General features: G+C 71.5%; 17 protein-coding genes. 6 read left to right on the forward strand and 11 right to left on the reverse strand.

What is annotated here, in order from left to right; all coding sequences use genetic code 11:
- Nucleotides 1-214: 214 nt before the first annotated feature.
- On the reverse strand, nucleotides 215-1,252 hold the full coding sequence (mgrA, locus tag OG422_RS20440; protein ID WP_405744140.1) for an L-glyceraldehyde 3-phosphate reductase: 1,038 nt from the start codon (nucleotides 1,250-1,252) through the stop codon (nucleotides 215-217).
- 141 nt (nucleotides 1,253-1,393) lie between these two features.
- Between mgrA and OG422_RS20445 the strand changes: the two genes are divergently transcribed.
- The 4 genes from OG422_RS20445 to OG422_RS20460 all read left to right on the forward strand — a co-directional run bounded on the left by OG422_RS20445 (nucleotide 1,394) and on the right by OG422_RS20460 (nucleotide 6,719).
- Nucleotides 1,394-2,173 carry an isoprenyl transferase gene (locus OG422_RS20445; protein WP_405747925.1) on the forward strand — a complete coding sequence of 260 codons (780 nt, stop codon included), beginning with the start codon at nucleotides 1,394-1,396 and terminating at the stop codon, nucleotides 2,171-2,173.
- A gap of 411 nt (nucleotides 2,174-2,584) precedes the next feature.
- On the forward strand, nucleotides 2,585-3,922 hold the full coding sequence (locus OG422_RS20450; protein WP_143942072.1) for a PhoH family protein: 1,338 nt from the start codon (nucleotides 2,585-2,587) through the stop codon (nucleotides 3,920-3,922).
- Nucleotides 3,923-4,331: 409 nt separating this feature from the next.
- On the forward strand, nucleotides 4,332-5,033 hold the full coding sequence (locus tag OG422_RS20455) for a transglycosylase SLT domain-containing protein (RefSeq protein ID WP_405744142.1): 702 nt from the start codon (nucleotides 4,332-4,334) through the stop codon (nucleotides 5,031-5,033).
- Nucleotides 5,034-5,168: 135 nt separating this feature from the next.
- Nucleotides 5,169-6,719, forward strand: coding sequence for an AI-2E family transporter (locus tag OG422_RS20460; protein WP_405744144.1), 1,551 nt, complete (start codon nucleotides 5,169-5,171; stop codon nucleotides 6,717-6,719).
- Nucleotides 6,720-6,801: 82 nt separating this feature from the next.
- Here OG422_RS20460 and OG422_RS20465 read toward each other — a convergent pair whose 3' ends face one another.
- Together OG422_RS20465 and OG422_RS20470 are read right to left on the reverse strand one after the other, a co-directional pair.
- Nucleotides 6,802-7,335 carry an alkyl hydroperoxide reductase gene (locus OG422_RS20465; RefSeq protein WP_030287967.1) on the reverse strand — a complete coding sequence of 178 codons (534 nt, stop codon included), beginning with the start codon at nucleotides 7,333-7,335 and terminating at the stop codon, nucleotides 6,802-6,804.
- A gap of 11 nt (nucleotides 7,336-7,346) precedes the next feature.
- Nucleotides 7,347-7,901 (reverse strand): peroxiredoxin, encoded by a 555-nt coding sequence (locus tag OG422_RS20470; RefSeq protein WP_143942075.1) that lies wholly within the window; start codon nucleotides 7,899-7,901, stop codon nucleotides 7,347-7,349.
- Nucleotides 7,902-8,197: 296 nt separating this feature from the next.
- Between OG422_RS20470 and OG422_RS20475 the strand changes: the two genes are divergently transcribed.
- Nucleotides 8,198-9,175 carry a hydrogen peroxide-inducible genes activator gene (locus OG422_RS20475; RefSeq protein WP_143942076.1) on the forward strand — a complete coding sequence of 326 codons (978 nt, stop codon included), beginning with the start codon at nucleotides 8,198-8,200 and terminating at the stop codon, nucleotides 9,173-9,175.
- A 64-nt stretch (nucleotides 9,176-9,239) separates the two neighbouring features.
- On the opposite strand, the gene OG422_RS20480 is transcribed toward OG422_RS20475, so the two are convergent.
- From OG422_RS20480 to OG422_RS20510, 7 genes are all read right to left on the reverse strand, one after another.
- Nucleotides 9,240-11,579: an ABC transporter permease gene (locus OG422_RS20480; RefSeq protein ID WP_405744147.1), complete on the reverse strand. Its 2,340-nt coding sequence runs from the start codon at nucleotides 11,577-11,579 to the stop codon at nucleotides 9,240-9,242.
- Nucleotides 11,576-12,265 (reverse strand): ABC transporter ATP-binding protein, encoded by a 690-nt coding sequence (locus OG422_RS20485; protein WP_405744149.1) that lies wholly within the window; start codon nucleotides 12,263-12,265, stop codon nucleotides 11,576-11,578. The genes OG422_RS20480 and OG422_RS20485 overlap by 4 nt, the downstream gene beginning before the upstream one ends.
- Nucleotides 12,262-12,786, reverse strand: a complete 525-nt coding sequence (locus OG422_RS20490; RefSeq protein ID WP_405744151.1) for a PadR family transcriptional regulator — start codon at nucleotides 12,784-12,786, stop codon at nucleotides 12,262-12,264. Before OG422_RS20490 ends, OG422_RS20485 begins: the two co-directional genes overlap by 4 nt.
- 132 nt (nucleotides 12,787-12,918) lie before the next feature.
- Nucleotides 12,919-15,303, reverse strand: coding sequence for an FtsX-like permease family protein (locus tag OG422_RS20495; protein ID WP_405744153.1), 2,385 nt, complete (start codon nucleotides 15,301-15,303; stop codon nucleotides 12,919-12,921).
- Nucleotides 15,300-15,986: an ABC transporter ATP-binding protein gene (locus OG422_RS20500; protein WP_405744155.1), complete on the reverse strand. Its 687-nt coding sequence runs from the start codon at nucleotides 15,984-15,986 to the stop codon at nucleotides 15,300-15,302. The genes OG422_RS20495 and OG422_RS20500 overlap by 4 nt, the downstream gene beginning before the upstream one ends.
- Before the next feature lie 238 nt (nucleotides 15,987-16,224).
- Entirely contained in the window at nucleotides 16,225-16,506 is a 282-nt protein-coding gene (locus OG422_RS20505) for a hypothetical protein (RefSeq protein WP_405744157.1), read from the reverse strand.
- Nucleotides 16,503-17,468, reverse strand: a complete 966-nt coding sequence (locus OG422_RS20510) for an SPFH domain-containing protein (protein WP_143942594.1) — start codon at nucleotides 17,466-17,468, stop codon at nucleotides 16,503-16,505. Before OG422_RS20510 ends, OG422_RS20505 begins: the two co-directional genes overlap by 4 nt.
- A gap of 277 nt (nucleotides 17,469-17,745) precedes the next feature.
- Here OG422_RS20510 and OG422_RS20515 point away from each other — a divergent pair, with 277 nt between their 5' ends.
- Nucleotides 17,746-20,028, forward strand: coding sequence for a transglycosylase domain-containing protein (locus tag OG422_RS20515; RefSeq protein WP_405744159.1), 2,283 nt, complete (start codon nucleotides 17,746-17,748; stop codon nucleotides 20,026-20,028).
- 76 nt (nucleotides 20,029-20,104) lie between these two features.
- Here OG422_RS20515 and OG422_RS20520 read toward each other — a convergent pair whose 3' ends face one another.
- Complete coding sequence (locus OG422_RS20520) at nucleotides 20,105-21,568, reverse strand: catalase (protein ID WP_405744161.1); 1,464 nt, start codon at nucleotides 21,566-21,568, stop codon at nucleotides 20,105-20,107.
- Nucleotides 21,569-21,864: the final 296 nt, after the last annotated feature.

Raw genomic sequence — 21,864 nt, forward strand, 5'->3', positions numbered from 1 at the left:
GGGCTCATGGGGTTATGGTGGAAGCCCCCCCTCGGGCCGGTCCGTATCCCCCCACGGACCGGCCCGCTTTTTCTTTCCGGTTTTCTTTCCGGCTCCGTTCCTGTGCCTTTCGCCGTGCCCGGCGCACGCCAGGGGCACTCGGCACAGGGGGCGCACACCGCCTCCCGGGCACGGGACCGGCCCGGAAACCCGGGCCCCGGGCCTCCCGCCGGACTCAGCTCCGGCGGGCCCAGATGTTCACCCCGTCGGTGGTCTGCGCGAACTCGTCGATCTCCGACAGCTCGGCCTCCGTCAGCGCCGGGGCGCCCAGCGCCGCGATGTTCGCCTCCAGCTGCGCCACGCTGCTCGCCCCGATCAGCGCCGACGTCATCCGCGGGTCCCGCAGCACCCAGCCCAGCGCCAGCTGCGCCAGCGACCGGCCCCGGCGGGCGGCGATCTCGTTGAGCCCCCGCAGCCGCCGTACCACGTCCTCGGAGAGCAGTCCCGGGTCGAGCGACTTGCCCAGCGAGGCACGTGAGCCCTCCGGGACGCCGTGCAGGTACTTGTCGGTGAGCAGCCCCTGCGCGAGCGGCGCGAACGAGATGCAGCCCATGCCCTCGCTCTCCAGGGTGTCCAGCAGCCCGTCGCCCTCGGTCCAGCGGTTGATCATCGAGTACGACGGCTGGTGGATCAGCGCCGGAACGCCCATACCGCGCAGAATCCGGGCCGCCTCCCGGGTCTGCTCGGAGCTGTACGACGAGATTCCGGCGTAGAGCGCCTTCCCCTGGCGGACGGCGGACGCGAGGGCGCCCATCGTCTCCTCCAGCGGGGTTTCCGGGTCGAAGCGGTGCGAGTAGAAGATATCGACGTAATCGACACCCATCCGCTTCAGTGAGGCATCGAGTGAGGAGAGGAGATATTTCCGCGAACCCCATTCGCCGTACGGGCCGGGATGCATCCGATATCCCGCTTTGGTCGAGAGAATGATCTCGTCGCGGTAGGGCCGGAAGTCCTGAGCGAAGATCTTCCCGAAGTTCAGCTCGGCGGACCCGGGCGGCGGACCGTAGTTGTTGGCCAGGTCGAAGTGGGTCACGCCCAGGTCGAAGGCGCGGCGCAGGATCGCGCGCTGCGAGGCCAAGGTGCGGTCGTCACCGAAGTTGTGCCAGAGTCCCAGAGAGATGGCCGGAAGTTTCAGGCCGCTGCGTCCGGTGCGCCGGTACTCCATGGAGTCGTAGCGCGAATCCGCGGCGCAGTACGGAGAAGAATCAGTCATGGTCAACTCCCTATCACGGTCCTCAGAGACACCTGATGGGGCTGCCGACACGCCCGAGAAGTAAAGTACGTACTTAGGCGACGGGGCGACCGCCAATGGGCACGGAGGGGCTGGACCACACTCATGCTGCGATCTTCCGGGATGCGTATCCCGTATCCGCAGGCACTGCGGAATCTGGTCTACCGGCTGTATGCACGGCGGGTGGAGGGCCGGCTGGACCACAGCCAGGTGCCCAAGCACATCGGGGTCATCCTCGACGGCAACCGCCGCTGGGCACGGGCCGACGGCCGCACGCCCGAGCAGGGCCACCAGGCCGGCGCCGTCAAGATCGGCGAACTGCTGGGCTGGTGCGCCGAGACCGATGTCGAGGTGGTCACACTCTGGCTGCTGTCGACCGACAACCTCGACCGGCCCGAGGTCGAACTGACGCCGTTGCTCGGCATCATCGAGAACACCGTGCGCGACCTCGCCGCCGACGGCCGCTGGCGCGTCCACCACGTCGGCAACCGCGACCTGCTGCCCTCGGGCACCCAGCACGTCCTCAAGCAGGCGGAGGAGGACACCGTCGACAACACCGGCGTCCTGGTCAACGTCGCCGTCGCGTACGGAGGCCGCCAGGAGATCGCCGACGCGGTCCGCTCCCTCCTCCTCGAACACGCCGACCGCGGCACCTCCTTCGAGGAGCTGGCCGAGACCGTCGACATCGACCTCATCTCCAACCACCTCTACACCAGCGGCCAGCCCGACCCGGACCTGGTGATCCGCACCAGCGGCGAACAGCGCCTGTCCGGATTCATGCTCTGGCAGTCCGCGCACTCCGAGTACTACTTCTGCGAGGTCTTCTGGCCCGCCTTCCGGAAGGTCGACTACCTGCGCGCCCTGCGTGACTACGCGGCCCGCAACCGGCGTTACGGCGGCTAGCCCGCCGCATCCGTTATGCCCGGTACGTGCCCCTCGGAGGTGCCCCGGTGAAGCTCCGGCCCCGGTTCCTCCCGTGCCCCGGTCACCCCAGGTGGTGGCCGGGGCGCGGTCGTAGGCGGCGCGCGTCATCCAAGGTTCACCGCCTGTGCGCCCGCGCGCCGGGCATGGGCGCACCCCAACGCGGGAAGGTTCCTGGCAGGTCGGCGTCCGGAATCAGACACGGGCGCCGTATCTCAGCGGACGGCATGGGGCCGTCCGCCGGGGAGGCCCTTTGCGCATCACGGAGGCCCGTGCGACCCGCACGGACGACGCGGAGGGCCGGTGTTCGGCCCGCGCAGCGCGGCCAGAACCCGGTCCTGTCCCCCGCGACGCCGTCGCACCCCGACCTCATCCGAGGGGGTTCGTCCACCCGTGGTGAACAGCAACAAGCGCCGTGAGAGCGGCCGGCACACCTACGTCCTCGACACCAGCGTCCTGCTGGCCGATCCAGGCGCCATGTCCCGCTTCGACGAGCACGAGGTCGTCCTGCCGGTCGTGGTGGTCACGGAGCTGGAGGCCAAGAGGCACCATCCAGAGCTGGGGTACTTCGCACGGCAGGCGCTGCGCCTGCTGGACGAGTACCGCGTACGGTTCGGGCGGCTGGACGCGCCCTTGCCCATCGGCGACCTGGGCGGCACCCTCAGAGTCGAACTCAACCACTCCGACCCCGGGATCCTGCCCGCCGCGTTCTGGAACGGCCACAGCCGCGTCGGCGACAACGACGCACGGATCCTCGCCGTCGCCCGCAACCTCCAGGCCGAGGGGTACGACGTGACCGTCGTCTCCAAGGACCTGCCGATGCGGATCAAAGCGTCGTCCGTCGGACTGCTCGCCGAGGAATACCGCGCCGAACTGGCCGTCACCGACTCCGGCTGGACGGGCATGAGCGAGATCGCCGCCACCGCCGATCAGGTCGACGAACTCTTCGCCGACGAGGTCGCACACGTACCGGAGGCCGCCGAGCTGCCCGTCCACACCGGGCTCGTCCTCCAGTCGGAGCGCGGCAAGGCGCTCGGCCGGGTCACCGAGGACGGCGCGGTGCGGCTGGTGCGTGGCGACCGCGAGGCGTTCGGCATCCACGGCCGCAGCGCCGAACAGCGCATCGCCCTGGACCTCCTGCTGGACCAGGAGGTCGGCATCGTCTCCATGGGCGGCCGGGCCGGCACCGGCAAGTCGGCGCTGGCGCTCTGCGCGGGCCTGGAGGCGGTGCTGGAACGCCGTCAGCACCGCAAGGTGATGGTGTTCCGGCCGCTGTACGCGGTGGGCGGGCAGGAGCTGGGCTATCTGCCGGGCAACGAGTCCGAGAAGATGAGCCCCTGGGCGCAGGCGGTCTTCGACACGCTCTCGGCGGTGACGAGCAAGGAGGTCATCGAGGAGGTCGTGGAGCGCGGCATGCTGGAGGTGCTGCCGCTGACCCATATCCGCGGCCGGTCGCTGCACGACGCGTTCGTCATCGTCGACGAGGCCCAGTCCCTGGAGCGGAACGTCCTGCTGACCGTGTTGTCCCGGATCGGGGCCAACTCCCGGGTGGTGCTGACGCATGACGTCGCGCAGCGCGACAACCTCCGGGTCGGGCGGCACGACGGCGTGGTGGCCGTGGTGGAGAAGCTGAAGGGCCACCCGCTCTTCGCGCACGTCACGCTGACCCGCTCGGAGCGCTCGCCGATCGCCGCGCTGGTGACCGAAATGCTGGAGGACGGCAGCATCTGATCCGGTGTGTACGACAGGACGCCGCCCGGAGAAGCCAAGGAGCTTAACCGGGCGGCGTTCTGATGCGCGGGAATATGCGGGAATCTCAGGGGGGTAAACCGGGTGTGAGCTTTCACACCCGGTGGAGAATTGATTCCCGGTGGCCCCGTCGGGCAGAGTCTGGGTCCTGTCAGGCCCCGCATACGGCACCACCAGCATCCCCAGAGGTGCGGCACCACCCGAACTTCATAGTGAACCGCCGTATGCCGCCCGAGCACCACGCGAACCCTGAGGGGGACGTACCGGGCCCGTGCCTCCCGTGACCAGTCGCCCCCGCCGCTCAACAGGGGGCGGAACAAGGGAAGCCAGCGCCAGGGGCACGATTGCGTCCGCGAGGTCACCTATGCGGGCGATGCTGGAAGGAAATCGTGTGAGCCGGATCTCGGTCCGGGGATTCGCCGTGGCCTCCGCCACCGCGGTCACCACCGTCGGCGCCGTAGTCGGCGTCGCTGCAGGCAACCAGCCGGGCTTGGATGGCAGCAACACCCAGGCCACGGCAGCCGACGCGACGATCGCCGACCTCCCCGCGGGCCAGCAGGCCCAGGTGCAGACGGCCTCCCTGACGCAGCAGGCGGACGACCAGTCCACCCAGGCCGATGTGGCAGCCCTCAAGTCCGCGCAGGAGTCGGCACGCAAGGCCGCCGCACAGACCGCGCAGGAGAAGAAGGACGCCGCGGACGAGGCGAAGGCGAAGGCCGACGCCGAGGCGCGGAAGAAGAAGCTGGAGGTGTCGCGCTCCGCGACCCGTGACGCCAGCGACTTCGTCGCCAAGGGCTCGTACACGATCGCCGAGACGCAGGCCATGGCGCGCCAGATGATCCCGGGCGAGCAGTTCCAGTGCTTCAGCAACATCGTGAACCACGAGTCCGGCTGGAACTACCAGGCCGTCAACGCCTCCTCGGGCGCCTACGGTCTGGTCCAGGCGCTGCCCGGTTCCAAGATGTCCTCCGCGGGCGCCGACTGGCAGACCAACCCGGCCACCCAGATCAAGTGGGGGCTGAACTACATGAACAGCCGCTACGGCAGCCCCTGTGGCGCCTGGAGCTTCTGGCAGCAAAACAGCTGGTACTAGACGTACCCCGGCCTCCGGCCGCACCGCACGTACGCCCCGAAACCCCCGACCGCGTCAGCGTCGGGGGTTTCGTGTGTCCCGCACAGGTAACGTCGTCCCGTCAGGAGTGGGGGGCGGGAGGGGAAGAAGAACGACATGTCCAGATTGCCTCAATGGGTCGGCGGGCTCGGCGCCGGTCTGACGCGGCTCGCGCACCGGCTGGAGGAACAGCGCCGCCGGACGGAGGCCGCGGCGGCGGCCGAGGACGCGGAGGCGCTGCGGCGTGACGGGAGTCCCCGGCCCCTGGGCGGGACGGATGCCGCCGCGGCCTCGGGGGGAGCGCGGTCGGGGCCTGAAGTGCCTGTGGTGGGGGAGGAGTCCGTGGCGGCGAAGGAGGCCGTGGCACCGGAAGCCGCTGCTCCGGAAGCTGCTGCGCCGGAGGCCGTGACGCCCGTGGCCGCGGCGTCGGCGTCCGGGAGCACCGCGCCGCCGTCCGAGGGGGAGGCGGGTACGGGCCGTGCAGCCGCCGTCCCCGCACCGCCCGCCTACGCTCCGGCCGTTGCCGCGCGGCCCGATCCGGCGTCGGCGGTGCCGTGGGGGGTGCGGGTCGCCGCCGAGGCGGGGTGGCGGCTGCTGGTGCTGGCCGGGACGCTCTGGGTGCTGGCCCAGGTCATCACCACCATCGAGCTGGTCGTGCTGGCCTTCGTCGCGGCGCTGTTGATCACCGCGCTGTTGCAGCCGACGGTCGCCTGGCTGCGGCGCCGGGGGCTGCCGCGCGGATTCGCCACCGCGCTGACCTTCATCGGCGGCTTCGTCATCATGGGCCTGGTCGGCTGGTTCGTCGTCTGGCAGGTGCAGGCCAACATCGACTCGGTCTCCGACCGTATCCAGGAGGGCATCACCGAGCTGAAGGGCTGGCTGCTCAAGAGCCCGTTCCATGTGACCGAGAGCCAGATCAACAACATCGCCAAGAACCTTCAGGACGCGGTCGGCGCCAACACCGAGGCCATCACCTCCGCCGGTCTGGAGGGCGTCACCGTCGTCCTTGAGGTGTTCACCGGCATCCTGCTGGCGATGTTCACCACGCTCTTCCTGCTCTACGACGGCCGGCGGATCTGGGAATGGATGCTGAAGCTGGTCCCGTTCGCCGCCCGCGAGGGTGTGGCGGGCGCCGGGCCGCGCGCCTGGCGGACACTGACCGCGTACGTCCGCGGCACGGTGCTGGTCGCCCTGATCGACGCGTTCTTCATCGGCACCGGGCTCTACGTCCTCAAAGTGCCGCTGGCCGTGCCGCTCGCCGTCTTCATCTTCCTGTTCGCCTTCATCCCGCTGATCGGCGCGGTGGTCTCGGGCGCGCTGGCATGTGTCGTCGCGCTCGTCACCCAGGGCATGTTCACCGCGCTGATGGTGCTCGCGGTGGTCCTGGCGGTGCAGCAGATCGAGGGCCACATCCTCCAGCCGTTCATCCTGGGCCGCGCGGTCCGCGTCCACCCGCTCGCGGTGATCCTCTCCGTCGCGGCGGGCGGCCTGATCGCCGGGATCGGCGGCGCGGTGGTCGCCGTCCCGCTGGTCGCCGTCACCAACACCGTCGTCGGCTACCTCCGTTCGTACTCCCTGGAACAGGCGGTACGGATGGCGCCGCAGCCGCGCGGTGCCACGGCGATCGGGGTGGCACCGACGCCGGCGCGGCCGCCGTCGCGGGACTGACCGCCCGCTCCGGAAACGCGAAGAAGCCCCGTGGACCCAACGGTCCACGGGGCTTCTTCACGGTGCGCGGTGCGCGGGCGGATTACTCCGCCAGGGCGGCCTCGGCGTCGAGGGTGGCGCCGACGGCCTGGAGGACGGCGGCGATCTTGACGGCCTCCTGGATCGTCTCGCGGTCCACACCGGCCTTGCGGAGCACCTGCTCGTGCGAGTCGAGGCACATACCGCAGCCGTTGATGGCCGAGACGGCCAGCGACCACAGCTCGAAGTCGACCTTGTCCACGCCCGGGTTGCCGATGACGTTCATCCGCAGACCGGCGCGCATCGTGCCGTACTCCGGGTCCGACAGCAGGTGCCGGGTCCGGTAGAACACGTTGTTCATCGCCATGATGGCGGCGGCGGACTTGGCGGCCTGGTACGCCTCGGGGGAGAGGTTGGCCTTGGCCTCCGGCTCCAGCTCGCGGAGCACCTTCGGCGAGCGCGAGGCGATCGCGCAGGCCAGGACGGTGCCCCACAGCTGCTGCTGCGGGAGGTCGCTGTTGCCGATGACCGAGCCGAGGTTCAGCTTCAGGTCCTTGGCGAAGTCCGGTACGGCGGACTTCAGTTCATCGAGAGCCATGTCGGATCAGCTCACTCGCCCGAGAGCAGCGAGACCGGGTCGAGGGTCTCGTCGCCCTTGGACCAGTTGCAGGGGCACAGCTCGTCGGTCTGCAGGGCGTCGAGGACCCGCAGGACCTCCTTGGGGTTACGGCCGACGGAGCCGGCGGTCACCATCGTGAACTGGATCTCGTTGTTCTGGTCGACGATGAAGACGGCGCGCTGCGCGAAGCCGTCCTCGCCCTCGATGCCCAGGTCGCGCATGAGCTCGTGCTTCGAGTCGGCGAGCATCGGGAAGGGCAGGTCGGTCAGGTCCGGGTGGTCCTTGCGCCAGGCGTGGTGCACGAACTCGGAGTCGCCGGAGAAGCCGAGGATCTGGGCGTCACGGTCGGCGAACTCGTCGTTCAGCTTGCCGAAGGCGGCGATCTCGGTGGGGCACACGAAGGTGAAGTCCTTCGGCCACGCGAAGACGATCTTCCACTTGCCTTCGTAGGTCTTGTGGTTGATCTGCTCGAACTCCTTGCCGGACTCGAGCGAAACGCAGGCGGTCAGATCGAACTCGGGGAACTTGTCGCCGACAGTGAGCACGCGCTCTCCTTGCAACACCGGAAGTCCCTTTTGGGGCATTCCTTGAGGGTTGGACGGATAACACAGTGCCATACGGAGTATTGATCAGGGAAATAGCCAGAGTTGTTGATGTTGATTGGATGGGGTTATCAGTGCTGTTCGGAGGGTGTCCTGTGTGCCGCTGAGCGGTGTCGGGGCGCCGAAAATCGGTCTACGGGTGCGGGGGGAAGCGCCGTGGAGGAGGCCGGAGCCGGTGGGCGCGGGCGTTCGGGCGGCGGCTCCGTAGACTGGAATGTGTTGATCGGAGGTGGTTATCAGTGGCGTCGCCGGTGAGCGGGGGACGGGCGCGGCAGCCGAGTCTGGCGCAGCTGCGGGCCTTCGTGGCGGTCGCCGAGCATCTGCACTTCCGGGAGGCGGCGGCCGAGATCGGGATGAGCCAGCCCGCGCTCTCCGGGGCGGTGTCGGCGCTGGAGGAGACGCTCGGCGTACAGCTGCTGGAGCGGACCACGCGCAAGGTGCTGCTCTCCACCGCCGGGGAGCGCGTCGCGGCGCGGGCCCGTGCGGTGCTGGCGGCCGTCGGGGATCTGCTGGAGGAGGCGGAGGCGGCCCGCGCACCGTTCACCGGGGCGCTGCGGCTCGGCGTGATCCCCACCGTCGCGCCGTATCTGCTGCCGACGGTCCTGCGGCTGGTCCACGCCACCTACCCCGACCTCGACCTCCAGGTCCACGAGGAGCAGACCGCCTCGCTGCTGGACGGGCTCGGGCACGGGCGGCTCGATCTGCTGCTGCTCGCGGTGCCGCTCGGCGTCCCGCAGATCACCGAACTCCCGCTGTTCGACGAGGACTTCGTCCTGGTCGCGCCGAAGGAGCACTGGCTGGGAGGGCGCGGCGACATCCCGCGGGAAGCGCTCAAGGAGCTGGATCTGCTGCTGCTCGACGAGGGGCACTGCCTGCGCGACCAGGCCCTCGACATCTGCCGGGAGGCCGGGCGCGAGGAGGGCGTGCCGGTCACGACCAGCGCGGCGGGCCTGTCGACGCTGGTCCAGCTGGTGGCCGGCGGGCTCGGCGTGACGCTGCTGCCCCGTACCGCGCTGCGCGTGGAGACCGCCCGTAACGACGAGTTGACCACCGGGTACTTCGCCGATCCGGCGCCCGCCCGGCGGATCGCGCTGGCGATGCGCAGCGGCGCGGCGCGCCAGCGCGAGTTCGAGGAGTTCGCGGCGGCGCTGCGGGTGGCGATGCGGGGGTTGCCGGTGCGGATGGTGGAGGCGGGGGACGGGGTCGCCGCGCCGTAGACGCTCGGGCCCGTCCCCGGGCGCCCGGCCCTTCGCGCCGTGAGCCGACCGGACCGGCCCCCGTTCACTCCGTCCGCAGCCCCTCCGGCCGCATCATCCGCCACAGGGGCGGCAGGCTCAGGGCCGTGACGAAGAGGATCACGCCGCCGCCGATGCCCGTCATTCCGGCCACCACCGGCCAGTCCACCCGTACCTCGGCGTGGATCATCCGCAGCAGCAGTGCGCCGAGCAGCAGACCGCAGCCGACCGCGAGGGCCAGGCCGAGCAGGACCGGGACCGCCGTCTGCCACAGGACCGACCAGCTCAGCGCGGACCGGCGGACGCCGAAGGCGTGGAGGGAGGAGAGGATCCGGCGGCGTTCGTGGAGCTGTTCCACCGTCGAGATGATCAGGCCCGCGCCGATCAGCAGGAGAGTGACCGTGGCGGCGGCGAACAGGCCGTTGCGGACGCCCGAGTAGGCCCGGTCGTGCGGGTTGTCCACCGCGGAGCTTTCGTACACCGCCGGGGTGACCAGCGCCAACGCGGTACGGATGCGTTCGACGGCGTCCGGGACGGAGCGGTCGAAGCCGACGCGCAGCGCCATGTCACCCATGCCCAGGCGGCGCACGTCGACCGTGGACGGGGTGGCCAGGACGTCGTAGCGGTGGTCGTCCGGCCCCTGGCCCGTGTGGCGGAGCCGGACCTGACGGGCGTCGGCGGGGATCGTCCACGGCTGCGGGGTGGCGCGGTCCTCCGGCGAGAACGCCGGGTTGAGGTCGAGGGCGCCGCCCGGCCGTACCGTCTTCGTGTCGCGGCCCTGTGCCACGAAGACGTCGCCGTCGCGGCAGGAGTCCAGCGCGGCCACCCGGCGCAGTTCGGCGCAGCTGCCGATGGCGAGGTTCGGGAAACTGTCGCTGCCCGGCAGGGTGTCCGCGGTGGCCTCGATGACACCGCGGGCGTCCGTCACCCCCGGCGTGGCGCGCACCGCGGTGAGCGCCCGTTCGGTCTGCCGCCAGCTGTCGGCCTGCGCGGTGTAGCCGAGCCGGGGCAGCGCGCCGGAGCGGGCGTACGCCTCGGCGAAGCCGAACTGCATACCGGTGAAGAGCATATGGATGGCGATGGCCCCGGCCACCGCGACGGTGATGCCGCTGACCGCGCGGGTCGCCGCACCCCCGGCCAGCTGGAGGCGGCGGATGGCCAGCTGCCAGGGCACCGGGCCGCCGTGCAACCGGCACACCACCGCCTCGACCAGCCACGGCAGCAGCGCCGTGACGCCGAGCAGCAACAGCATCGAACCGACGGCCAGCTCCGTGGTGTTGGCGGCGGTGTCGTCCCAGCCCTGCCGCCGGAGCAGCGGGACCAGCAGCGCCGCGCCGAGCACCGGCGGCAGCAGCCGCCACCACAGCCGGCGGCGCGGCGCGGGCCGCCGGCGCACCACACCGAGCGGATCGACCGTCACCCCGCGCTGCGCGAACAGCGTCACCAGGACCGAGACGGCCGGGACGAGGACGGCGATCAGCGCGGCGGGCAGCGGGCCGGGCCGGATGTCGGCGGGGAAGACGTTGATGTCCCACAGGGTGATCGCCCCGGCGGTCTGCCGGGCGGCGAGGAACAGCGCGGTGCCGCCCGCCAGCCCCAGCGCCGAGCCGAACAGGGCTTCCCCGGCGGCGACCCGGCGGGTGGTGGCGATGTCCGAGCCGAGCAGCCGCAGCGCCGCCAGCCGCCGTTCGCGCTGGTCGTTGCCGAACCGCGCGGACGTCCCGATGAAGACCGTCACCGGCGTCAGCAGCGCCACACACGTCATGATCACCAGCAGCGTGCCCTGCGGCGTCAGCGGCCGTGGGGTCCAGCTCCTGCCGAAGTGGTCGATGCGGTACGCGTCGGGCGGGCGCAGCGTCGTGCCGCCCGCGACATACGTCAGCTCTGCCGGGCCCTGGAGCCCCGCGTCGCCGATGACACCGGTGACCTTGTACGGGAGCCGCTGCCGCAGCAGGGCGCTGCCCGGCTCGGCCAGCAGCTCCTTGAGTGCCGGGGAGACCCGCATCTCGCCCGGTCCGGGAAGGCGGTCCATGCCGGGCGGTACGGGCGGGTGCGCGCCGTCGGGCCGGACCAGGCGGCCGCGGATCCGCTCGCCGTGGAAGACGGTGTCGGCGCTCGCATAGCGCACCGTGGTGTCGCCGCGCGGCGGTTCGTGCAGCTGGCCCAGGTTCTCGCGGGCCTTCTCGCGGCCGTGCCAGGCGTTCATCAGCGTCGGTACGGACGCGCCGACCAGCAGCACGGCGACGCCGAGGGCCACGCCGACCGCCGTCAGGGCCGTACGCGTCCAGCCCTCACGTCCGCCGCCCGCGGCGAACCGCATCCCCATCAACAGGTCGCGGCACCAGCCACGCGCCCGGACGGGTACGGGCGCGGCGGGAGTGGTCACCGCAAGCCCGCCAGCAGGTCCTTCACCTTGCCGTCGCGGACGGTGATCTCGCGGTCGGAGTAGGCGGCGACGCGGGTCTCGTGGGTGACGAGGACGACGGCCGCCCGGGTCTCGCGGGCGGCGTCGGTCAGCAGCGTCATGACGCGCTCGCCGTTGAGGGAGTCCAGGGCGCCCGTGGGCTCGTCGGCGAAGACGACCCGGGGGCGGGTGGCGAGGGCGCGGGCGACGGCGACGCGTTGGCCCTGCCCGCCGGAGACCTCGCCGGGGCGCTGCTTGTGGACGTCCTCGACCTCCAGCCGCTCCAGCCACTCCCGCGCCTGCCGTTCGGCCTCCTTGCGGCGGGCGCCGTTGAGGCGGAGTGGCAGGGCGACGTTCTCCAGGCAGGTGAGTTCGGGGACGAGCTGGCCGAACTGGAAGACGAAGCCGAAGTCGCTGCGGCGCAGGGCGCTGCGTTCGGCGTCACTCATGGCCGTCAGGTCGTGGTCCCCGTAGCGGATGGTGCCGTGGTCGGGCCGGATGATCCCCGCCAGGCAGTGCAGCAGCGTGGACTTCCCGGAGCCGGACGGACCGAGGACGGCCACGACCTCACCGGGGTGGACCGAGAACTCCGCACCGTCCAGCGCGGGCGTGGCGCCGTACGCCTTGTGCAGGTCGCTCGCGGCGAGCAGTGAACCCTCGGGCGTCATTTGTGCACCGTCTGCGCCAGGCTGTCGAGCCGGGCGGCGGTCAGCTCCAGCCAGCGCAGGTCGGCCTCCAGATGGAAGAGCGCGTGGTCGCAGATCAGCTGGTCGGCGAGGTCGCCCTGGCGCTTGCGCTCGGTGAGCCCGCGCATCAGCCGCAGATGCTCGGCCCGCTGGGTGTCGAGCAGCTCGGCGGCGTCCCGTCCGGTCATCAGCGCGAGAACGACCTTGGTGTACAGCGTCGACTGGAGATACGGTTCCGGCTTCTCCGGGCGGCTGAGCCACTGGCCGACATCGGTGACACCGGCGTCCGTGATCGCGTACCGCTTGCGCTCGGGGCCCGCACCGGCCTCGACGCCGTCCACCTCGACCAGGCCGTTCTTCAGCAGCCGGGACATCGTCGAGTAGACCTGCCCGTAGTGCAGCGGACGGTCGTGCCCGAAGTGTTCGTCGAAGGCCCGCTTGAGGTCGTAGCCATGGCGGGGTCCGGACTCCAGGAGGCCCAGCAGCGTATGACCGATTGACATGGCGACCACCTTACGTCGTGGGTGTATCCGGGGTGTATACGCTTGATTTATACGTACCCGGTACGGGCACGGGAACGCCCCGCGCGACCCGGTCACCCGGGCCCCGCGGGGCGCGTTCCGCACGGTGGCGCGTCACTCCGTGCGCAGGCCGTCCGGGCGCATCAGCCGCCACAGCGATGGCAGGGTGAGCAGCGTGACGAGGAGGACCAGCAGGCCCCCGGCGAGCGGCAGCGGCCAGACGCCCGCCCAGTCGTAGTCGGCCTTGCCCGCCATCCGCAGCAGCCCGGAGCCGAGCCCGAGCCCGGCGGCCACCGCGAGGGCCAGCCCCAGCGCGACGGGCACCGCCGTCTGCCACAGCACCGACCAGGCGAGGGTGGAGCGGCGGGTGCCGAAGGCCACCAGCACCGACAGCAGCCGCCGCCGCTCACGCAGCTGCTCCACGGTGGTGACCAGCAGCCCGGCGGCGACCAGCGCCATCGTCACGGTCGAGCCGAGCAGCAGCCCGGTGTGCACGCTGGCGTACTGCGCATCGCTCTCGGTGTCGTGCACCGTCGAGACGAACACCTCCGGGCCCAGCGCGGCGGCGGTGTTGCGGACGTGTTCCTCGGCGTCGGGCACCGCGGGATCGGTACGGATCAGGACGCGCGCGTACGGGTCCTGGAGCCGGGTGGCGTCGAGGACGCCGGGGGTGGCGAGGACGCGGAGCGAGAGGTCGCCCGTCGGGTCCCTGCGGGCGGCGACCTCGCGGGTCCGCTCCGGGACGGTCCACAGGCGGGGCGCGCCGATCGGCTTGCCGGTGTCCCCGTCGGCGTTGAGCAGGACCTGCCCGCCGGGGCGGGCGGCGGCGCGGACTGCCCCGGCGTCGGACGCCGGGCCGCCGTGCACGGCGAGGAAGACGTCGCCGTCGCGGCAGGGGCCGGTGTCCGCCACCTCGCGGAGCGAGGCGCAGTCGCCGACGGTCAGCGGGGCGCCGGGCGGGAAGTCCTCGCCCTTGCGCAGCGGACCGGGCCGGGTCACGTTCGCCTCGATCAACGCGTGCGTGCCGCGGATGCCCTCGGTTCCCGCCAGCCGCGCGATGCCGCGGCGGAGGCCGGCGGTGGTGGACTCCGGCAGTGACACGGACATCTGGGCGCGGCTGGAGTCCTGCCCGGTGCGCCGGACGAAGTCGCTCTGGAGGGCGGAGACCAGCAGTTGCAGCGCCAGCGCCCCGGCCACCGCGACACAGATGCCGCTGACCGCGCGGGCCGCGCCGCCGCCGCTCAACTGGAGCCTGCGGACGGCCAGTTGCCAGGCGACGGGCCCGCCGCCGAGCCGCCCGACGACCGCCTCGATCGCCCACGGCAGCAGCGCCGTGACGCCGCACAGCGTCAGCACCGCGCCCACCGCGACCGGGTAGACGTCGCTGCCGCTCTGCCGCGGGTCGAGCCGCCCGCCGAGCAGCAGGATCGCCGGGCCGCCCACCAGCAGCGGCAGCCGCCACCACAGCCGTCGGCGCCGTACCGTACGGCCGCGGACCACGCCGAGCGGTTCGATGGCGACGCCGCGCAGCGTGAAGAGGGCGACCGCGAGGGCGGCGAGAGGGACGGCCACCGCGATCAGCGCGGCCAACGCCGGGAGCGGTGTCACGTCGGAGGGGAAGGCGTTGATGTCCCAGAGCGTGACCGACCCCGCGAACGTACGGCAGACCAGGAACAGTGCGGTGCCCAGCACCAGTCCGCACAGCGCGCCGAAGAGCGCCTCACCCGCGGCGATCCGGCGGGTGGTGGCGACATCCGCGCCGACCAGCCGGAGCGCTGCCAGCCGCCGGTCGCGGCGGTCGCCGCCGAAGCGGATCGCGGTGGCGATGAAGACGGCCACCGGCATCAGCAGCACCACACACGCGATGATGATCAGCATCAGCAGCATCGGACTCATCGGCGGCCCGGGATCGTCGGCGCCGAAGCGGGCCAGGCGGAACGCGCCGTTGTCCACGGTGAGGGCGTCGCTGGTCAGGTAGTACGCCAGCTCCTTCGGCCCGAGCAGCCCCGCGTCGCCGATGGTGCCGGTGATCACGTACGGCAGCCGCTCGCGCAGCAGGGCGCCGCCGGGCGAGGCGAGCAGGGAGCGCAGGGCGGGGGAGACCACCATCGTGCCGGGGCGCGGGTACGCGGTGACGCCTGGCGGGAGCGGGGCGTCGGGTCCCTCGGGGCGTACCCGGGTGCCGAAGACCCGCTCGTCGCGGAAGGTGGTGTCGCTCCCGGCGGCGAGCACGGTACGGGCGGAGGCGGACGGCGGCTCCTCGCCGTTGAGCAGCTGACGGGCCATGGCCCGCTCGTGGCGGCCCTCCATGAGGGTCGGCACCGACGCGGCGCCGAGCAGCAGCAGGACGCCGAGGCCGACGCCGACGGCGGTCAGCAGCGTACGGGTCCAGCCCTCGCGGCCCCCGGCGGCGGCGAACCGCAACCCCATGCCGAGGTCGCGGAACCAGACGGCCGGGCCGTGCGGCGGTACGGGACGCCGGTGCGGTGGGCGCGTCATACGGCGGTCACCGCTTCCCTGACCTTGCCGTCGCGGACGATGACCTCGCGGTCGGAGTAGGCGGCGACGCGGGCCTCGTGGGTGACGAGGACGACGGCCGCCTGTGTCTCACGGGCGGCGTCGGTGAGGAGGCCCATGACGCGCTCGCCGTTGAGGGAGTCGAGGGCGCCGGTCGGTTCGTCGGCGAAGAGCACGCGGGGGCGGGTGGCGAGGGCGCGGGCGACGGCGACGCGTTGGCCCTGGCCGCCGGAGACCTCACCGGGGCGGCGCCCGGCGACGGGGTCCACCTCCAGCCGCTCCAGCCAGCCGCGCGCCTGCGCCTCGGCGGCCTTGCGCGCCACCCCGGCCAGCCGCATCGGCAGGGCGACGTTCTCCAGGCAGGTGAGTTCGGGGACGAGCTGGCCGAACTGGAAGACGAAGCCGAAGTCGCTGCGGCGCAGGGCGCTGCGTTCGGCGTCGCCCATGGCCGTCAGGTCGCGGTCCCCGTAGCGGACGGTGCCGCGGTCGGGCCGGATGATCCCCGCCAGGCAGTGCAGCAGCGTGGACTTTCCGGAGCCGGAGGAGCCGAGGACGGCGACGACCTCACCGGGGTGGATCGAGAACTCCGCGCCGTCCAGCGCGGGCGTGGCGCCGTACGCCTTGTGCAGACCACCGGCGTGGAGTAGTGAGCCGGACGGGGTCATGGGCGGGCCTCCGTGGGCGCGGGCAGGGGACGACCTTCGGGCATGCGCCGCACTCTACACGAGGTGTATACATCGTATGTATAGAGGTGAGGGTGGGGGAAGGTGCCTCCCGATCCGGCCGGTCGGGCGGTGGTCCGGGCTCACGCCGGTCCGGCGGCCGGCCGGTTCGGCGGTGCCCCGGTCCGCGCCGGTCGGTCCGGCGGTGGCCCGCCCGTCCTGCCCGTCCCGCCCGGCCCGGTCAGTCCGCCGCTCCGTCCGTACCGGGGTCCGGCTCCTTCGGGGGCCGCCCCCGCCGCGGCGGCCCACCCGCCCCGCGCGGCAGCCGGCCCGCGTCCGCCAGCGCCCTCCGCAGCAGGAACTCGATCTGCGCGTTGGTGCTGCGCAGTTCGTCGCCCGCCCAGCGGGCCAGCGCGTCGTGGAGCAGCGGGTCCAGCCGCAGCAGCACCTGCTTGCGCTGCTGCGGCCGTCGCGCGGGTTTGCGGGCGCCGCCGCCCGCTCCCTCGGGGCTCTCGTCACTCACTGGTAGAGCGAGCCCGTGTTCAGTACCGGCTGGGCGGCCCGGTCGCCGCAGAGCACCACCATCAGATTCCCGACCATGGATGCCTTGCGCTCCTCGTCCAGCTCGACGATGCCCTGCTCGCTGATGCGCACCAGCGCCTGCTCGACCATGCCGACCGCGCCCTCCACGATCTGCTGCCGCGCCGCGACCACCGCACCGGCCTGCTGCCGCTGGAGCATCGCCGAGGCGATCTCGGGCGCGTACGCGAGGTGGCTGAAGCGGGACTCGATGATCCGCACACCCGCCGCTTGCACCCGCGCGGTCAGCTCGGCGGCCAGCTTCTCGGTGATCTCCTCGGCGTTGCCGCGCAGCGACAGGGCGTCCTCGTCGTGCGCGTCGTAGGGGTACTCGATCGCGATGTGCCGGACCGCTGCCTCGGTCTGGGTGGCGACGAACTCCAGGAAGTCGTCCACCTCGAAGAGCGCCTGCGCGGTGTCCTCGACCTTCCAGACGACGATCGACGCCAGCTCGATCGGGTTGCCGTACGCGTCGTTGACCTTCAGCACCGCCGTCTCGTGGTTCCGCACCCGGGTGGAGATCTTCCGCGCGCTGGTCAGCGGGTTGACCCAGCGCAGCCCGTCGGTGCGGATGGTGCCGACGTACCGGCCGAAGAGCTGGATCACCCGCGCCTCGCCCGGTGCCACCATCTTCACGCCGGTCATGCAGAAGAACGAGGAGAGCAGCAGCAGGATGCCGACGATGATCAGCGGGGCGGCGACCGCGGGGCTGCCGCCCGAACCGGCGACGCCGCCGCCGATGATCATCGCGATGCCGAGGAAGACGCCGAGCACGGTCAGCAGCAGCGCCAGACCGCCCGGAATGCTGTGCGCGGCCCTCTCGCGGACCTGCGGGGAGGGCATCTCGGGTGCGTCGGCGAGCGGTGCACCGTCTCTGGGCGGGGTGACGGGTGTGGTCTCGGACATGGAAGCCCCGTTTCTCGTGGCGCGCCCGGATGCCGGACGCGGGGCCGGCGGCGCGCCCGGGCGGTCCCCGGGTGCGATCTCACCGACTCATCAAAGTGATATCACTTTAACGCCTTGACCCGTCCGATGCGCAACTCTGCGTCCGCGGTTCCGTCACGCCAGGTGCTGTTTGTCACGTAGGAAAAGCCCTTGATCGATGAGTATTTGGGGGCAGATGCGGTGTTAGCTTCAACCGCTGACCCAGCTGGGGGCGGTACGAGCGAAAGTGACAGGAGCCATGGGCCGAGCGGACGCGACACGAGCGCGGCAGGGGAGCCGCGGGACCGGGCCCCGACGCCCGAAGGGCCGGATACGCCGCCTCTTCACCTGGAAGAAGATGCTCGGCACCTTCTTCGGGATATGCCTGCTCGGCATAGCCGCCGCCTTCGGCCTGTACTTCTACGTCGACGTCCCCGCGGCGGGCACCGAACTCGCCACCGCCCAGAGCAACGTCTACAAGTACGCCGACGGCAAGGTCCTCGCCCGCACCGGCAAGCTGAACCGCGAGAGCGTGCCGCTCAGCAGCGTGCCCCTGAAGGTGCAGCACGCCTTCGTCGCCGCCGAGAACAAGACCTTTTACGACGACTCCGGCGTCGACCTCAAGGGCACCTTCCGCGGCATCTACAAGACGCTCCGCGGCGAGGGCAAGCAGGGTGGCTCCACGATCACCCAGCAGTACGTGAAGAACTACTACCTCAGCCAGGAGCAGACGGTCTCCCGCAAGCTCCAGGAGATCGTGATCTCCCTCAAGGTCGACGCCGAGAAGGGCAAACCGGAGATCCTCGACGGCTACCTCAACACCAGCTACTACGGGCGCGGCGCCTACGGCATCCAGGCCGCCGCCCAGGCGTACTACCGCAAGGACGCCGACAAGCTCACCGTCTCCCAGGGCGCCTACCTCGCCGCGCTGCTCCAGGCCCCCAACCAGTACGACTGGGCGCTGGCCACCCCGGCGGGCAAGAAGCTCGCCCAGGAACGCTGGGCCTACACCCTCGACAACATGGTCGAGATGAAGTGGCTCTCCCAGGCCGAGCGCGACCAGCAGAAGTTTGACGTGCCGAAGGATCCCAAGCCCCAGGAGGGCCTGACCGGCCGCACCGGCTACCTCGTCAAGGCCGCCAAGGACGAACTCTTCGCCCACGGCGTCGACGAGAAGAAGTTCGAGCTGGGCGGCTGGACCGTCACCCTCGGCATCGAGAAGGACAAGCAACTCGCCCTGGAACAGGCCGTCAAGCGCAAGCTCACCGGCGACCTCGACCCCAAGGCCCGCGAGGCCGACCGGGACGCCCAGCTCGGCGCCGCGTCCGTCGACCCGAAGACCGGCCACATCGTCGCGATGTACGGCGGCGCCGGGTACACCCAGCACTACATCAACAACGCGACGCGCCAGGACTACCAGCCGGCCTCCACCTTCAAGCCGCTGATTCTCGCCACCGCCCTGGAGAACCACGCCACCACCCAGGACGGCCGCCCGATCACGCCGGACACCGCCTACGACGGCACCAACCGGCGCCCGGTCACCGGCGGCACCGCGCCGTTCGCGCCGCCCAACGAGGACCAGCGCAGCTACGGCAACATCACTGTCCAGAAGGCGATGAACAACTCCGTCAACTCGGTGTTCGCGCAGATGGGCGCCGATGTCGGCCTCGACAGCCTGAAGAAGACCGCGACCTCGCTGGGCATGAACGGCGCCCGGATGGACGTCCAGCCCGCCATGACCCTCGGCAGCATGGGCGCCAGCCCCGTCCAGATGGCCGGGGTCTACGCGACCTTCGACAATCACGGCCGGAAGGTCACCCCGACCCTGGTCACCAAGGCCGAGCACGCCACCGACCCGGAGCCGGATCTGCCGGACCCGATCGGCGACCAGGTGCTCAGCCGGAAGACCGCCGACACCGTCACCTCCGTGCTGCGCGGTGTGGTCGACGACGGTACGGCCACGGCGGTGCAGGACACCTCGTACCAGGCGGCGGGCAAGACCGGCACCTCCGACGACAACAAGTCGGCGTGGTTCGTCGGCTACACGCCGAAGCTGGTCACCGCCGTCGGCATGTTCGGCGAGGCCGAGGGCGGTAAGCAGGTCACCCTCCGCGGCACCGGCGGCGGCGGCCGCGTCAACGGCGGCGGCTACCCGGCGCAGGTCTGGGCCGCCTACAACGCGGCCGCGCTCGGCTCCGGCGCCGGAGCCACCTTCGACCTGGACGCCGACTCGGGCATGGGCGTGGCCCCGCCGCCCCCGACGACCGACACCGCCCCGCCGTCGAAAACGCCGTCGGGCACCCCGACCGAGACGCAGAGCCCGTCGGGCACGCCGTCCACCGACCCGACGCCGACCGGCTCCGGCGCCCCGACGCCCACCGACACCAGTTCGGCGCCGACCGACCCCGGCACCGGCGACCCCAACGGCGGCACCACCGGCGGCCCGGGCGGCAACGGCGGCCAGAGCAACGGCGGCAACAACGGCACCGGCGGCACGGGCAACGGCCCCGGCGGCGCCGGCGGCCTCAACGGGCTGAACTGACCGGCCCCCCCCGCACAGCCCGCGGCCCCCGCCTCGTACCCACGAGGCGGGGGCCGCGGCCGTGCGGCGGCCGGGATCAGCCGCCGTTGACCTTTTTGGCGATCCGGTCGCCGAGCTCCTTGTCGACGTTGCGCCAGTACTGCAACGCCCGCTCCAGCACCGGCTTGCTCACACCGTTGAGCAGATGCCCGGCGACATTGCTCACCAGCCGGGCGCGCGCCGCGTCGTCCAGCACCTTGCGGACCATCGTCCCCGGCTGCCCGAAGTCGTCGTCCTCCCGGCGCTTGGTGTACGCCTCGCGGACCAGCTCACCGGCGGTCTCCCAGCCCACCGGGTCCGTCGACTCCTGCGTGGCCGCCGCCGGACCCCCGTAGGAGTTCGGCGCGTACGGCCGGGCCGCCCGCGACGGATCGAACCGCATCGGCCCGTCCTTCGCGTACGAGTGGACCGGGATGTGCGCCCGGTTCGGCGGCAGCTGGGCGTAGTTCGGGCCGATCCGGTACCGGTGCGTGTCCGGGTACGAGAACAGCCGCCCCAGCAGCATCTTGTCCGGCGACGGGCCGATGCCCGGCACGAGGTTCGACGGCTCGAACGCCGCCTGCTCGATGTGGATGAAGAAGTCCTCCGGGTTCCGGTTGAGCGTCATCCGCCCAACCTCGATCAGCGGGTAGTCGCCGTGCGGCCACACCTTCGTCAGATCGAACGGGTTGAACCGGTAGTCCGGCGCGTCGTCGAACGGCATGACCTGCACATACAGCGTCCACGACGGGGCGTTGCCACTCTCGATCGCGTCGAAGAGGTCCCGGCGGTGGAGGTCACCGTCCGAACCGGCGAGCCGGTCCGCCTCCTCCTGCGTGAGGAAGTCGATGCCCTGGTCGGTCTTGAAGTGGTACTTGATCCAGAACTTCTCCCCTCCGGCGTTGACCCACATGTACGTGTGCGAGCCGTAGCCGTTCATGTGCCGGTACGTCTTGGGGATACCGCGGTCGCCCATCAGCCAGGTGACCATGTGCGCGGACTCCGGCGACAGCGTCCAGAAGTCCCACTGCATGTCGTTGTCGCGCAGCCCGTTGTCCGGGCGGCGCTTCTGCGAGCGGATGAAGTCCTGGAACTTGATCGTGTCGCGGACGAAGAACACCGGGGTGTTGTTGCCGACCAGGTCGTAGTTGCCCTGCTCGGTGTAGAACTTCAGGGCGAAACCGCGCGGGTCGCGCCAGGTGTCGGGGGACCCCTGCTCACCGGCGACGGTCGAGAAGCGGGCCAGCATCTCGGTCGTCTTGCCCGGCTGGAAGAGATCCGCCTTGGTGAACTGGCTGACATCGTTGGTGACCTTGAAGAAGCCGTACGCGCCGCTGCCCTTGGCGTGCACCACCCGCTCGGGGACCCGTTCCCGGTTGAACTGGGCCATCTTCTCGATCAGATAGTGGTCGTGCAGCAGGATCGGACCGTCGGGGCCGACGGTCAGTGAGTTCTCGTCGCTCCCGACGGCGATGCCGACGTTGTTCGTCGTGTGCGGGACGTTCTGCGCGGGGCTGGACATGGAGGAGCGCCTCCGTTTCGACGGGGAAGTGGGGGAGTGGGGGGGGCCAGTCAGTCCCTTTTGTCCACCCAAGCAGTCAACGCCGCCGACGGCATGTCGGCAACCCTTGCCCGATGGCCGTGTCCTGATGGCCCCGGAACGGCAGGCGCCCGGCCCTTACGGGACGCCACCCCGGAGGGCGCCCGGCCCTTACGGGACGCCACCCCGGAGGGCGCCCGGCCCGGATCGCTCCACCCGGCCCTTACGGAACGCCCCTACGGGCCACGCGCCCTCCGGCCCCCGCCGCACACGACGGA

Source organism: Streptomyces sp. NBC_01525 (assembly GCF_045040405.1).
GTDB lineage: Bacteria > Actinomycetota > Actinomycetes > Streptomycetales > Streptomycetaceae > Streptomyces > Streptomyces benahoarensis.